At 43.4% G+C, this 15,115-nt stretch carries 14 protein-coding genes; all 14 read right to left on the bottom strand.

Annotation, left to right across the window (positions count from 1 at the left end):
- Positions 1–96: 96 nt before the first annotated feature.
- On the bottom strand, positions 97–393 hold the full coding sequence (locus MKX34_RS08885) for a WXG100 family type VII secretion target (protein WP_076104587.1): 297 nt from the start codon (positions 391–393) through the stop codon (positions 97–99).
- Positions 394–589: 196 nt separating this feature from the next.
- Positions 590–3,817, bottom strand: a complete 3,228-nt coding sequence (locus tag MKX34_RS08880) for a DUF5704 domain-containing protein (RefSeq protein ID WP_076104586.1) — start codon at positions 3,815–3,817, stop codon at positions 590–592.
- A 96-nt stretch (positions 3,818–3,913) separates the two neighbouring features.
- The gene (locus MKX34_RS08875) at positions 3,914–5,089 is read right to left on the bottom strand and encodes a copper amine oxidase N-terminal domain-containing protein (protein WP_081384059.1); all 1,176 of its coding nucleotides are present in this window, start codon (positions 5,087–5,089) and stop codon (positions 3,914–3,916) included.
- 88 nt (positions 5,090–5,177) lie between these two features.
- Entirely contained in the window at positions 5,178–6,158 is a 981-nt protein-coding gene (locus MKX34_RS08870) for a hypothetical protein (protein ID WP_076104585.1), read from the bottom strand.
- The gene (locus MKX34_RS08865; protein WP_076104584.1) at positions 6,145–6,696 is read right to left on the bottom strand and encodes a hypothetical protein; all 552 of its coding nucleotides are present in this window, start codon (positions 6,694–6,696) and stop codon (positions 6,145–6,147) included. Before MKX34_RS08865 ends, MKX34_RS08870 begins: the two co-directional genes overlap by 14 nt.
- Before the next feature lie 14 nt (positions 6,697–6,710).
- Entirely contained in the window at positions 6,711–7,073 is a 363-nt protein-coding gene (locus tag MKX34_RS08860) for a hypothetical protein (RefSeq protein ID WP_076104583.1), read from the bottom strand.
- A complete protein-coding gene (locus MKX34_RS08855) occupies positions 7,070–7,612 on the bottom strand; it encodes a hypothetical protein (RefSeq protein WP_076104582.1) in 543 nt (180 codons plus the stop codon). Before MKX34_RS08855 ends, MKX34_RS08860 begins: the two co-directional genes overlap by 4 nt.
- A gap of 27 nt (positions 7,613–7,639) precedes the next feature.
- On the bottom strand, positions 7,640–8,158 hold the full coding sequence (locus MKX34_RS08850; RefSeq protein ID WP_076104581.1) for a hypothetical protein: 519 nt from the start codon (positions 8,156–8,158) through the stop codon (positions 7,640–7,642).
- A gap of 57 nt (positions 8,159–8,215) precedes the next feature.
- Positions 8,216–8,719 (bottom strand): hypothetical protein, encoded by a 504-nt coding sequence (locus MKX34_RS08845; RefSeq protein WP_076104580.1) that lies wholly within the window; start codon positions 8,717–8,719, stop codon positions 8,216–8,218.
- Positions 8,720–8,732: 13 nt separating this feature from the next.
- Positions 8,733–10,814, bottom strand: coding sequence for a hypothetical protein (locus MKX34_RS08840; protein WP_076104579.1), 2,082 nt, complete (start codon positions 10,812–10,814; stop codon positions 8,733–8,735).
- A complete protein-coding gene (locus MKX34_RS08835; protein ID WP_339204800.1) occupies positions 10,811–12,667 on the bottom strand; it encodes an ATPase, T2SS/T4P/T4SS family in 1,857 nt (618 codons plus the stop codon). Before MKX34_RS08835 ends, MKX34_RS08840 begins: the two co-directional genes overlap by 4 nt.
- Complete coding sequence (locus MKX34_RS08830; RefSeq protein ID WP_339204798.1) at positions 12,651–13,478, bottom strand: hypothetical protein; 828 nt, start codon at positions 13,476–13,478, stop codon at positions 12,651–12,653. The genes MKX34_RS08835 and MKX34_RS08830 overlap by 17 nt, the downstream gene beginning before the upstream one ends.
- Before the next feature lie 12 nt (positions 13,479–13,490).
- A complete protein-coding gene (locus tag MKX34_RS08825; protein ID WP_076104577.1) occupies positions 13,491–14,060 on the bottom strand; it encodes a hypothetical protein in 570 nt (189 codons plus the stop codon).
- Between the two features lie 5 nt (positions 14,061–14,065).
- On the bottom strand, positions 14,066–15,115 hold the full coding sequence (locus tag MKX34_RS08820) for an SAF domain-containing protein (RefSeq protein ID WP_076104576.1): 1,050 nt from the start codon (positions 15,113–15,115) through the stop codon (positions 14,066–14,068).

Here is a 15,115-nt window from a genome sequence, read left to right as displayed (position 1 = left end):
GCTTGCTTCTAATAAAATTAGCTATGCAGCACTCTGCATAGCTAATTGAATTCTTATGTATTAGAGCTCTTGCTGTCTAAATCATATTAAAGATTCCTAGAAACCTTTTTGAGAAGTCTTAATATCTCTAGATAATTGCGAATAACTCTTAGATACATTATTCATATGAGTTCCAATATCCTCAAGCGCTTTACCAAATGCATCGAAAGTTTTCTGCATACTTTTTACCTTTTCAGCAAAGTCTCTAGCTGCTGCATCCTCCCAAATACTATTCAGATTCGTTGCAGTCGTCATAATCTTCTTCATTAATGCATCGTACTCTAGTTTTTGTTTCAAAACTGTACTTGCCTGCCCTGCTAATCCTTCGTAACTCAATGTAACTTTTTCTGCCATTATTAACCTCTCCTTTAAGTGATTTTTTTATATAAAAATGAACTTTAAAAATACTTTTTAACACCCCAAAAGATCTTTCAAGTTCATTATTATAGCTCCGGTTTCCTTTATATAATTATCGGTCTTCAATGATATGAATTTTATATTTAAATCCATTTAAAGATAAATAAAACATTTAAGTTATTTTTTTCAAAGTTTATTTTGCCTGACCCTGATAATCATTTCGTACAGAGTAATCTGATTCAAACAGAATGATATCCCCAGAGGAAAAAGAGAACGTTTGCCCCATTTCATCTGTGCTCCCAGTCATCTGGCCTTCAATCGCCCACATGTTAGCAATAGGAGCCTTGTAGCCTAAAATACGAGTGTCGGCATCCCCATTTTTAACCGTATAAATTTCGAAATTTATCAGGATAAAGCCGCCAGTGATAAACTCCTGCTCATGCCCATCTAGTGCCCCTCCATAATGATTCGCCAGGGTGACAATGTCTGTTCCTTTATGCAGGATGTAAGGGGCTATCGGCAGGTTGTATTCTCCGTACCAGTGTTGAACGCTCCGAACCGCCGCTATCGGATTCACTCCATTAGGGATATCAGTCGGCCCTACTAAGGTTCTCGATTTATAAGGTAGAAGCTCTAGGTTATAGCCTGTAGCGATTTTAGTTTTGCGCTTTGTATATTGCTGATAGAACTTCAGCCAAGAGGTGTTCTCCCGCTCCGCCTCGGACAGTATGTAATTGTACTCATAGCTTGCTGCCGTCGATAATTCACCACTCGATATATTTCGCAAGCCATCCGCCAAACGGTAGGTCCGAGAATAACTCAGCTTATCCTTGGAAGAGCCGACTCCGATCATTTTATTATTCGAACCGGAGATATCATAGTACAGATCGACAGGTGTCGCTGTACCTACGTTTTTCGGAATAAAATAGAAGCTTGGCTCGATCCGGATACCCTCGCCCGGCTGCCAAAGGTTCCCGATGGTCCGGAAGTCAAACAAGAAGGAATAGCCGTTATGCGGTACCGTCCGTTGCTCCGTAGGATGAGAACCCTTGCGGATCGGCAGCTGCCACTGTGGTTGTCCGCTTAAAGCGGTCGGTATGCCATTCTCATCATTCCCTCCCGTATAGTACATCGTGTTGCTATGCTCAAGTGTCCCCACACCAGTTCGAAACACCTTCTCAAACCGAAAATCACCGATGTCCCAAATCCGAAAATCGAACAGTCGACCGACGACCCCAATATTAAAACTCTCCGAAGCGCAGTAATTCGTCAAATTACCGTTCAAGTTCTCCTCGCAAAGATCCGATCCATCTGACGGGGCGTTTATAGCCCAAGACTGCGTATAAATGGTATAGTCGCCTTCATTCACCCAGGTTGGCATAGTAAAGGTCATGGACTGTGTTCCAACAGGGATGTAGATCCAGGTATTCTCTGGGTAATACTGGCTGCCTTGAAACACACCAAACGGAAATTGAATCCGCTTGTTTTTCGTGTATTTGGCATAATCCCGGTTGCCGTACCCAGGGATATTGAGATGCTGGCCACTCTCCGTAAAATGTATGGTGAACGGCCGATCCAAGATCAGCACTGCCCTAGTCATATCCGGTGTCATACGTTGATCGAATGGGCGGTTATCGTCAGGAAGAAGCGAGTAGTTGACGACCGGTGTGTGCACGGTGACGGAGTTTATCGGAGAGATCAAAAATTCCTGATCTCCGTTTCCCTCTACGTTCTCCGACAGCATCGTATAATAAATGGTACCCGTGCTGGTTGTATTCTGCCGATTGAGTAAACCACTATTGATCATCAACTGGCCCTCGTAAAGCACCTCGTCTCCGATGATTTGCGGATCAGGAATCCTCCCTGGGGTGGGCCCGGTCTTGTTAGCAACGGTATCATCCATAATCGTTTCCCCGTTAAATACTAGTCGGTCATTCTGCACCTCAGGATCTTTGGTCTGCATTTCCGCAAGGTCTGTGAGCACGTCTGTATCATCAACATCGTCAGGACCCGGTTCGTGGTCTCCACCATCTACCACTTCTGGCTTGAATTCAATCCCTCCCGTATCTTGGGGAACAACATGGTCTTCTACTTCTGTACTATTGGTAAGCTCAAGCGTCGGCGAACCATAATTATTAGGATATAGAGTGACTTCTCCTCCAGGCAGCGCATAGTTCTCCATCTGGGCACGATCGATTTGATAAACAGCTAACTGATCTACCTGCCAGTAAGTATATTCTTTTGGAGTCAAGTCAAAGGTATAGGTCTTATCAAATTTCCCTGTTTTAGGAAGCGGAGCTTGAGGAATCGATGTTCCATTTGGTCCTGGAAGATTCGGCTGCGCTTCCTCCCACTTCGTCGGATATGTAACTTTAACACTGCAGGAATAACGAATCTGACCTGCCATATTGGCGAAGGTATGTTCAAACAAATAGTTCTTTCCCCACACATTGGAAAATAAATTCTCAGAGGTGGGGATTCCCACCGGTGCATCAAAATGGCGTCCATTTGCTGTATCATCACCTAGAATTGCCCCGTTCGCATCCGGTTCCATAAATGACGTTTGCGGAGCAGCGATCTTGTTTGGCGGATCAATAGTATACTTACATTCGCCTGAGCCTTCTCCCTCGGTGGGAGGGCCACCAACTTTTTTGTAACTGGCCACCATTTTGACTCCACCTACATAAACCTTAAAATTACGCTGAACTAAGCTGGGATCATTCGAAGCTTTACTTTGAATATATAATTGATCGCTTGGCCTCAGAATCGGAGAAAGCCAAGATTGGTTAATTTGATATTCCTCTCCCTCGTATTGAACGGTCAGGGGAAAAGACTTTACAATGTTATAACCAGCCTTATAATTACCAATTAATTGATCGCTCACCACGATTCCGTTCGAAAGTTTAAGAATCATATTAACCGGATAATTTTCTCCCTGAAAGGGAACTGTGACATCGAAATATTGTCTCAAATCTTCTGGATGAGCCCAACTCTCTGAGTGTTTAATATCATACAACGTATGATAGGGTCCGGAAACTTGGATTGGGTTCGTTCTGGACCCCGTCACTACTCGCATTATGGCGCTAGCGTATAATGGAGTGCCTTCAGAGATGACTTGTTCCGCCTTAGCTTGTCCAATAGCGGCGAGCACTTCTGCTTTAGTCCATTCGAAGTTTGTAGTCACTATCCCATCTACAATAGTTTCTGATTTCACATGCCCCCCGCCATTATCTTGTAATTTAATACGTTGATTAGAAGGCAATGAGGTAGGGTCGCATTGCACTTCACCTCCATAGGCTCCAGAGGATGCACACGTTGGTTGGGTATGAATATACCAACCTACCGTCTGGAATCTTATACTCGAAGAGGCTTCATTGGAAGTTGTTGTATAAAGAAATGCCCCATCTTTAAACTTGGCCATAAAGGCAGCCTCTACAAGACTTATAAAAGGTGAAAACAATAAAGAATTTATTAGAATTAACAATAGACAACCGAGGCATTTACGCCGCATCTTTCATCACTTCACTTCATGAAGGGTGGTGTTTTCAAACAAGCTTGAGAGTGCATCTATATTAAAATGCTCACCTACTATAGGATTATAGTAATTCGTAGAGATACTTAAATCAGCATAACCCTCATACCAGACCCCTTTTTTTAATTTCTCGTGAAGTCTGAATTCAGCAAGTTTGAAGTATACGTCATTAAATAAATCCTTATACTCTGTAAAACTATTAATTCTGAATCGGAACATGGATCGAACACGGTAATCCCCGGTTCCTGGGTAATACAACACGGACGATTCAGGGTCAATTGCCCCTTCAATTTGAATCTTATTTTTCTTCACCCATTCGGCATATTCTTCAATTTCCTTTTCCCGGATAGAAGACGATTGATTCTCGTACTTAAAGGATTCTTTCGCATAACTTGCCGGATTAATCGTTTTATAATCCACGTTCAACCGTAGATCAAACCCAATTTTCATACGTTTAATGATTTTGGCCATATCTTCACTCGTTAACTCTTTTTTGCTAAACACCTGCGCTCCAGTCTCAGCATCCCCAGCAGAGTAGTTTATGGTATGCCTCATTTCGTACATTTCATTCGGGATGTCTTCCAGAATGTATGGATAATCTTTATAGTTCTTAGGTAGGTTTGTCGTACGTATTTTCCTTCCAAAATAATCAAGTTCCCCTAAATCTTTACCCGGCGTGTGAATGTGCACACTTTGAGAAAATTCGTCCACCTCCACTTCTGCGGATAACAGATTAGAGACAACGGTTAATGGAATCATCGTCATTCCATCTTTTTGTACAACCATAGCACCAAGCGCTACTGGTTGCCCGTTCACTTTCGCAAAAGAAGAACCTACTGTCAGTACAATTTTGTTTTCTTTTTGCTGCAGAGTTAACGTTTGGTTTGCTGCATTCCAGTTAGCTTGTGTGCCGAGTTTTCCTGAAATCATGCGGAATGGGATCATTGTCGTCCCATTTTCTGAATAAGGATGTCCCTTTGTCAGTGGATATTTAATGCCGTCTATGATGACGTTCACTGCTTTGGCAGCTGTTCCTGCCGCTCCCGCTGTAGTAATTAACAACCCTAAGCTTGCGAACACACAAATGACTATAGTCATGCCTCTTCTTGCCTTCTTTGATCTAATAATTGCTGATAGACTATTAAACTTAAAATTCCTCATGTTCTCACTCCTCCACAATGAAACTTTTTTAATCCGATGACCCTATTCTCCATATTTCTCCATATCAAATCTTTTACTCCAACATCTATCACCTAACCGCACAATCCTCAATAAAATACCCTTTTCGAGCAGCCTCCTCTGGATCGAACAGACTTTCTATAACAGTAACCCCCGGGGGTACACAGCTTTCTCCGTAAGCAATATGTCTCCCTGCTGAATTCCGGGTACCTATCAGAACCTTTCGTCGCATTACTGCCCCACTACCTAAGGAATATGCATCCAGCAGTTCTCCCCCAGGAAGTGGATAACCTTGAATAAAAGCCATGATCCCTACATCCTGTATGGATTGCTCCTGCAAGCCACGGGGAAGGGTGAACTGAATCGACAAGCCCATTCGTTTCACCAGCTCCAAATGTCTGTTAATGGTTGTTGCCAAGTCTTTTTCAACGAGTGATGTGATCGTACTCTGCCGGATTTCGTGAAATAGTTCTATAGAGGTCAGAGGATTAAGATTGGTCTCAGCCGCTAGGGTTGTATACTCCCCCTCATAGAATTCATTAGAGGTAGTATCATACACCCGCGCATTGTCATCCAAAGTGAAATAAAGCAAATTGCCATTCTGAAGCTTGTAATAATAGGGACGCTCAGGCCAACTCACAGGCTTAAGTTCATCCTTCCCGCTATTACTAGCCGTGTCGTCCAAAGTAACCAACGTATAGCCGTTATATCCAAACATCACCAGTGCGGGTATATGCATTTTTAAATTGTTCATTTCAGTCTGGTTGTTCTCCAGCCCAAATTTCAAAGCTAAATCACTGTAAAAAACACTTAGCACATCCTGATCCAGTTGCAGTTGGCGTTCCCGCCCATAGTGCACTGCTGTGGTAGTAGGCTGCTGTTCCAGTCGTGACAGATAATCACCAGCATCATCCACTGCGGCTTGAAAATCATCCGAATAGCGTTTATACATGTCCTGATTGAAGACCTGAAGATCTTCTCGAGTGTCGCCCATAAGAACAATAGGAATGACCAGAATTAGAAAAACAAGCACAACACTAAGGGGCTTCACTTCGAACCATCCCCCCATACTTCAAATTGACCGGAATCATTTCACTATGAAAAAGCAACGCTCGCATCCGTGAGGCAAGTGTCGTCCCTTCAGATTCTAACCGGACATTGAACAGATCGCCTACATGCATGGTAAACCTTCTACCTGGATCATCTGAAGCCAGTAAAGTTCCTGAATGCGGATATAAGATTTCCAAAATATCCTTGCTGAAATATCCGTCATATCGGACACTAAAGCTGTTCTGGAATGTAGAATAATCATCAGGATTCGTATATAAGGGCTGTAAATTCTTTTTGTAATACTCCATTTGCACTTTGAAAACACCATATGAAGCATCCAACGAATGAAGAAACAGCTCATAATCGGAAGTATCCACATATCCTTTAGCACGAACGGTATCCACGAATTCCACCACAGCCGCATTGGCCGCGAGCTTAGTATTCCTTTCTACAACTTCGGATTGACGGAATGCCGGATAGACTCCGAACACAAATGCCAGCAAAATAATTATAATTACACCTTTCAGCGCGTCTGCCATGCGGCTCCTCCTTTCTAGCGGGTGGCGGAGATTTCCGTAATCATCTCTTCGGTTCGCGTGACTCTTAACTGATAAGCAGCATCAGGCACTCCACGTAAATCCACTGCTGTAAGGTCCGTTTCCTCATTAATTGCAATGCCATCGATATATAAAATATATTCCCCCTCCAGTGCTGGAGAGATCATACCAATGACCTGCTCACCGCTAATTTTGTTCAAATCACCTATCCCTTTGTAAGGTGCCGATGCAACTGTCGGCAGCTCATAGTGCCTGTTTGGAACAGAACTCTCCATCTCCAGCCGCAAAAACGTAAATCCGCCGACAGCAAACAAGATCCAAGCAAAGAGGGTTAGTAGAAATTGAGTACTAGTTTTCATTTATGATCCGGATTCTGATTAAATTCAATAATTCGAACCTCATCATTTTTGTCCTTATGTAAGGTAGCTCTAAAAATAGAAAGCGTATTGACATTACAGTTTTTACTGTTATCTTGGTCAGAGCTCTGGTCGAGCATTGCTGATACACTAAAATTATCAGCACCACTGTTCTTGTCTCCAAGATCAAGCTCTGATGCCGGGTTTCCGCCACTGGCCGCTTTCGCAGGCTCATAATAAGTTTTATATGTGTTTTTCGCATAAAAACCAGTTTTATTTACTCCAGTCTTTATCAGAATAGAAAATTGTGGACGTCCCTTATATCTCATTGCCGCGTTAATAACATCCTGACCAGATACATCCTTGTTATCATAAGAATTGAACTCCGCTTGATTGATCATCTGAGTCTGGGCCAAGGTCTGCTCCTGGGCACGGATGAAATAATTATTAATGACAAGATATATACTGACACCTGCGGCAATAATCAGAATTGTGACAATAATGCCAATCACCCATTTAAGTCCCGTAGAAATATTCTCCATCTGTACCCACCCTTTTCGATATCGTTTTTATTTCTGGGTAAAAACTATTAAGCGAACCTCCTCATTGCTGTCCTTATAAACAACAGCTTTAAAGACGGAGAGTGTATTTACTAAATAATTATCACTGTTATATGAATCTGAATTTGTCTGATCAAGCATCTTAGAAACACTAATACCATCTGTTTTATTATCCTTAGATAAATCAACTACCGGATTAGACGTATCTTTAGGTTCTTCGTAACTAGATTTATAAGTATTCTCCGCATAGAACCCAGTCTTATTTTCCCCTGTTTTAATCAAAATCGCGAACTGCGGACGTCCCTTATACCGCATTGCCGCATTAATCACATCTTGGCCGGATACATCCTTGTTATCATAACTATTGAATTCCGCTTGATTAATCATCTGGGTCTGGGCCAGAGTCTGTTCTTGTGCGCGGATGAAGTAGTTGTTGATAACCAGATAAATACTGACACCTGCGGCAATAATCAGAATGGTAACAATAATGCCAATCACCCATTTAAGTCCGGTCGAGATATTCTCCATGATGTTTCCTCCTCACCTTATTTGAAGCTAATTTTTATTTTATTGCTCTTAACGCATCTACTCCGCAACGAAAAAAATAGCTGTAATCCGCTCATTTTTATCTTTTATCAGCTTCGCTCTATATCTAGCTTGCGGACTAATATAATATTTTCCTGAAGCATTCGAAATTTCTTCTTCATCTACACCACTTTCGATTCCCTCCTTGAACTTCGCTCCGGAATAATCAAACGCACGGCAATAACCTTCTCCACTTGGATTCATGCTAAATCTTCTTTCTGCCTCATTCTGACCATTGGCATATGGTTTCTCAACGTATAGGCAGAAGCCTTGCTGCGATTCGTACCTCCGATAAGCTGTGAGAATCTGGGAGCCGCTGACAATCTGATTGTCAAATGCAGAATATTGCTGCTCCGAAAGCTCCCTAGCCTGTGCCGCCGCCTGGCTATTCGCCAATTCGACAACTGGCTGTGTCTTCCCCCACAAGAACAGACCGGATGATATAATGGCCAGAGTGATCAGAATCGATATCGTTGTTTTCAAAAAGCTTGCTATATTCTCCATGCCTGTATCTCCTTCACATTTTGCCAGTTACAACAGTCAGATCACCCAGCTGCTGGAAGGCCATATAGACGAAGGGAAGCAGTAAATATAAGGTGAACGTTGCCTGCATCGGCAAGAACCCAAACATTTTACCCAGTGTACTTTTCCTGCTGATGACCTTCTCATAGTGCTCCTTGCGTTGATCCATCGCGAATGCCCTCTCCGCATCCATATCATCAAACGCCTTCTTCACCGGGATCAGATCGGCTGCAACCTGCAAGCGGTCTGCGAGCCGTTCGAGGGGAACGAAACGTGCGTCCTCCTTCAGATTCTCAATGGCACTCCAGCCTCCAGCCTCATAATCCAGCATGCAGCGCAACAGCTGCCGCTCAAAAATATAGCTGTAACGATGCAGCCACTCTATCATTTCGTACACGCTGATATTCGGAAATTGAGACAGCATCATGGAAAGTGTATTGAAGCCATCAACCTCATTCTGCATTTCCCACTTTCGCAGCTGAGTACGAATGATTAAGTAAGCATCCGGAAGATAAAACCCTGCCACCGCCAGCCCAAAAGCCAGCAAAAGTTCATACCATTTGTAGTACTCCTCATGATATTGCTCTACCCTGTTCATTAACTGTGCAGCATAGGCATTCTGGTTCAGATTGTTCTGAAGGAAAGACTTATTCTCCGCTTTCTCCTGAATGTAGGGCAACATCTGATCCGGTGTAATATCCTTCGCTACCAGTTCTCCAATTAAAGTCTGCTCAAAAGCGTACCGTTCCTCGCTCAGCAGCTTCTGAGATTCTGTCTGATTGCCCCCTGTTGTAATCTGCTTATTGGGGTGCAAAATGTTGTGCTTGATATTGGCATGGATGGAAAATTGAAGCGATACGATCAGCATAAAGATAACTACTGCCGCTAGTGTTTTCTGCAAAAAGAAGGCATGTTGCGACAGCCCAGAGTTAGCATCCTTCAATTTGCCGGCTACCTTGAAATGAAGAGGCTCATGTTCTGCCGGAGTGATCCGATCCACCAGTTTGAAAATCCATTTTTTCTTCAGGATCCGATTTAACCACTTACCCTCATCTTTGATAGATTGAGTGTCTTCATCCACACCTTTGAGAATCCGCAGGGCAATAAACGATATTATGAACGTGATATAAAGTAAGATTAAAGAATATAACCCCCAGGCCGAATTGTAGTAATTAGATACAATAGGAAACATTCCCTCCGCCCAATTGCGGATTGGATCCAGCATGAATACCGGCGAAATGGCTACAAAAACAATACCGTATAACAAACGATCGATTCGCTCACGGCGATTAATATCCATATGAATCTCTTCTCTGATATTGCCAAGCATCGATAGATAAATCGAACGCTCCCCTTTATGGATATCCGCATCGCCATATTCACCTATTTTGTAACTCACTCCAGCTAGTTGCTTCATATAACGGTTAGGGGCAATCTCATAATATTTCTGCAGTTCATCTTCCGGGTCCACCGCTGCCAGAATTCCAGCAATCTGCCGAGCATGCACGGCTACCATTGGTTTCGAACGTTCCGCAGAATTCTCCAAGCTGACTTGCACCATATGTGTCTGATGATATTCATGGCGAATATCCAGAATCATGGACGATTGGTCATATAACATCTGCTTCACTAAACGCCCAATGAAGAGATCGCTAAGGACACCTCCAAGATAAACTGAGACTAGCATAATAGTCGCACGGCTTACCCACGATGAAGTCCAGAGGAATGAACTCAACGAAATGATCAGAATACAAGCAACAATCATTAGCGTTAGCGCAGCCGCACGACTTCTGATCATAATTTCATTGCCTGCATGAACCAAGGTCAGACGCGAGCGCATCCGGTGAAGAAGTTTCTTCACTAATGGCAGTTCATCAAGTACCGGATAAGTTTTATGGGCCTGCTCCAACCATCTTTTTTCCTTAGTTCTCGTTGGCAGCAGAGCCTTTAGCCGCCTTTGCTCTTGATATTGTGTTCCCTTCAATTTACGCTGCACTACATTAAGCAGTACAAGCAGGACAACCAGTAGCACTCCTGAGATTCCCAAAATAATCAACAATAGGTTTTGCAGATTCATGCGGATTGCCCCCAATACTTCTCAAGAAATGCACTGAATTCTAGTGCATCCTCTTCATCCATATTTTTGCGCATCTCATCGATTTTACGGCTGCTGATCGGATGTTTGGCCACGTATTCTCCGGCTTCCCACACAATGACATCCTTATAATCATAGGAACGCCGATCTGTCATCCGGCCAAAATATTCGGTCACGGTATCCATAAAAGCATCCAGCTTGTCCGTAATATTCTCAGGACCCTTGTAGTTCTGAGGATATTCGAACTGGGGATCTGCCGGGATAATCTCTGTAATCCGTTCGATATATCTTTTCCCAGCACGTAGTAACAGATGAACGTTGAAACCAAGCGCCTCAACAACCTGAACCTCAGCAATTTTCTCATTACTGAAAGCTCCCGATGCGATAAGACTGTTGCGCAAAGCGCTGACCAAATTGGGCAGTGTTTTGCCGTGGTGTGTAAACAATGTATATTCAGAAGCTACCTGGGCTGCCTGAATCACATAACTGACCACACTATGAGTAGCCGCCTCTCCGACGATATTCACAGCGCCATCCGTTTTTTTCTGCACATCCAGCCCATCCTGCCCACTAACAGAGGGTGTTTCTCTAAAGGATAAAATATTTTTACCCGGATACATTTTTCTCGCCCAGATCTCGAAGGAGGTCTCCTGGATCCGGATATTCTTCGCATCAATATATTTGATCAGTGCCTTAAGCAGCGTTGTTTTCCCCGAGCCCTGTCTGCCAGTGATGGCAGTGACCTGATGGCCCAGGATGAGAAAAACAAGCATATCAATCGCAAGCTGTGCCCCTTGATCTTGGATCTGCTGATCCAATTCCACGAGAGAATCGTTAAATTTGCGGACAAAAAAAGCCCAGCTTTCAGCCATTTTGGGCCGCACAACCACGACCCGGCTGCCATCAGCCATATCGTTGATGATATAACCCTTGGATTCATTTAATTGCCCAGGGTTACCAAACCCATAGATATTTTGGCAAACCCGCTTAAGCTCCTTCTCAGAACCAAAACTTAAGAATTCCAGGTGAAGCGACTTTCCGCGGTAGAACGTCCACACCGCATCATAGGATTGTGGTATGAAATGCTGCTGCTTCGTATATTCCAGAAAATCTGTAGTCTGCACGACATCAGGAGGCATGCCACTTGTTCCTCCATTGACTCCGTCGATATTCTGATCTCGAAGCTCATCAATAATGCCGAGCCCCTTATAAATTTGATAAGCTCTCTGAACAATAATTTCAATCTTGTCCTGAATGGACAATCTCGGCTGCTCGGACTGATAGATATGGCGAATCTGCTCTTCAGTGATCTTATACCCCTTAGATCCATCAGGCAGTTTTTGCAGTGTATCTAGGCTATATTTGCTTACTATTACATTAAATGCATTCTGACCATGATCTTTTTTGAAAACATAAAGCAAGATATCGAAGCAATCCTGTGAAGTCAATCGATTCGTATGACCGAAGCTGATAATCTTATCTACATTTCCTTCATCCAGACCGTAGGTCTGAACTAATAGATCTTTCATATAAAGCTTCACGTATTTCTTAGCGGATAGATCGCCATGCATGCAACTTCGGAGCGCTTTCTGCAATTCCCTTCGCCGCGCCTTCCGACGGTTGTATTCCTCCTCACTTGGGCTTCCTTCATAAAGAGACGCAGCTATAATCTCCTCAAAGGCCCTTCTCAGAAACTGAACGATTTCATTCATATCATATTTCAGTTGGACGGAAGGTGGAGCAGCATCCTTACGTCTGCCCAGCCATAAGTACAGGAACACTCCAATAGCTATCAGGACTACAAAGATCAGAATCAGATTAATCATTTGCAGCATCCACTTCCGATACTGGAGAAATCTCCAGCATCCAGAGAATAAGCTGTCCCATATGTCGTACCGCCTCAGTGAAGCTTCCATCCTCACTAAACTCCAGAAAACGGGATTTAGCTTCTCTTGCCTTCAATAAAAACTGAACAAAACGCCGTTCATTTTGAGCATCCATATAACCAATATGATGTGGGATAACACCTACTGCTTTTTTCTTCAATTCATACAGCTTAATTATTCTCTCTTTATTGAACCTGGAGCTGCGCTCATAAGCCCCAATACAATAGAGGACGGGCTTATGACTCGGCACAGGAGCTTTGTTTTTGTTCAAAAAATAGGAATCCAGACTTACCTGATTCTGATTTAGGTTAACCACAATCAAATCTGCCTGCTCCATAACCAGAGACACAACCTCCGGATCATCTTCGGAGGAGAGGTCCACAAATAACAAATCATAAAACCTGCGATAATCCTTGAAGATATGCGGAAGCAAGAGCTTTGTCTCATGTTTCTCAGCACTCATAGATCCACTAAGCAGTTCCAACCGATCTTTAAGAATGGACTCCGCATGATCTCTAATTCCTTCAGGTGTAAGCATTCCACACTGCACTAATCTCTCAATCGCATCCATTCCACCTGTGGTCTTCGCAGATTGAAGCGTTGTTCTTGTCTGTGAGAACAAATGCTCAAGCACACCTTGCTCCAAATGCGTATGTGTCATTAACACGCGGATATGATGATCTAGCGCTACGGTAGCCGCAACAGCTGCCATATTCGAAGTTGTTCTCCCCTGCCCTTGAGCAGGTCCCCAGAAAGCCACTAGCACAATTACCTACCCCCGTTTCCTTGCATACTGCCACAGCTTCTTGATGTCTTGCTTTGGAACATCGCAAATTTCAATCAAAAAGTCATTTACAGCTTCGGCAAAATCCTTATCTACCTTAAGATCCACCCTTCCATCATGGACCCAATTAATTCTTCGCTCCGGACTACTGATGTAACTGATTTTCGAAGTAATCACTGGATAATATTTATCCACATACTTCAGCCCAAGTCCGCATTCTTCTTCTATGACAAGCAGTACAGTAGGCATCCGTTTCTGATCCAGCAACTTATTTACGTTCTCCATAGCCTGACGGTCATAAGTGGTCGCGAAGACAATAATCTCCTCCTCAAGACCCTCAGGATACCCATGATGCCAGTCATACAGAACGATATCCGGTTTGTCAGCTACGGTTGAATCTGCAATCTTTATACCAGACACTTCGCCTTCAAAATACTGATAATTCCTGCTGTTATCCGAAATAATCATGACCTCGTTGTTGAAATAACTTTTCAACAGAATAGCCGCTGCCAGTATGAAATCATGCTTCTCGCAATCCCCTGCAACAACAATGTGCAAATCGGTCACTCTCCTTCCAGAAGACTGTCATCTGTGGGTGCTTCTTTATTCGTCACACCCGTTGAACTCTGGTCTGCACTTGAATCGATCGGCGCTTGATTGGTCCGATCTATCACTCCGTTCACGGATTGGCTGTCATCAACTTTTGCAGCCTCCTCTGCTGCCGCCGCTCCCTGCACAGCCTTTCTCTGGATCACACCACTGCCGCTTGGTGCCTGTGCTCCCACACGAATTCTATCTTCATCCTCCATAACTTCGAGCCGTTTCTCCAGTTCCTTACGAAGATTGGCAGCAAGACTCCACTTGGCCTGATCTATAATGAACGGATTATCCTTAATTACTCCAAGTACATCCAGATTAGGGACATAATTGACTACAGGTTCAGGCTGAAGCTCCGGTTCTACGTACTGTTTCATATACAGCTCTGCGTTATTTATGTATGCATCCACCAGGGCAGCTTGCAGGAGCTGTGCTTCTTCTTCATTGTCATTAAAAAATGTATATTGATTCGCTAAATCTACGTCCTTCAGCGACTTCTTTCCTACTACTATGTAATCCTCGCCATTTGGGAAAACTATCCGAATATCTACGACATCTTTTTTCGTTAACCGAAGCGGCAGTTTAATATATTCAGTCTCTTCTTTTCGTTCTGAAGGCTCCAATCTCGCTTCATCACGTACCATTTCAGTAGTTACCGCTGTGCCTGATAATGCATCAATCTTCAAGTACTTACCAACAATTGCTTTAGACTCGCTGATCAGATTATCCGGTGAGGAGAATTTGGGTAGCTTCTCTTCCGTTACATCCTCAGCAGTAATCACCTCTCCAGCTAGCTTTGGAGATATCAATACATAGGCTGTCTGGGATTGGTCCATATAGCGCTGCAAGACTTCATCTTTATCATTCAGCTGTTCTTCGTAAGCTGCCCGCTCGTCGATCAGCTTAGCGTTATAATGGCGATAAGTTGCAAACCATACCCCGGATGTGGCAACGGCAACAAGACAACCTGATAGGATCGTATATCTCAGTATTTTTTTCCGCTTACGTATTGCCAC

The sequence above is a fragment of the Paenibacillus sp. FSL R5-0636 genome, assembly GCF_037974255.1.
In the GTDB taxonomy this organism is placed as follows: Bacteria; Bacillota; Bacilli; order Paenibacillales; family Paenibacillaceae; genus Paenibacillus_AQ; species Paenibacillus_AQ odorifer.
The sequence above is the reverse complement of the archived record's forward strand: the minus strand, read 5'-3'. Positions and strand labels throughout refer to the sequence as shown.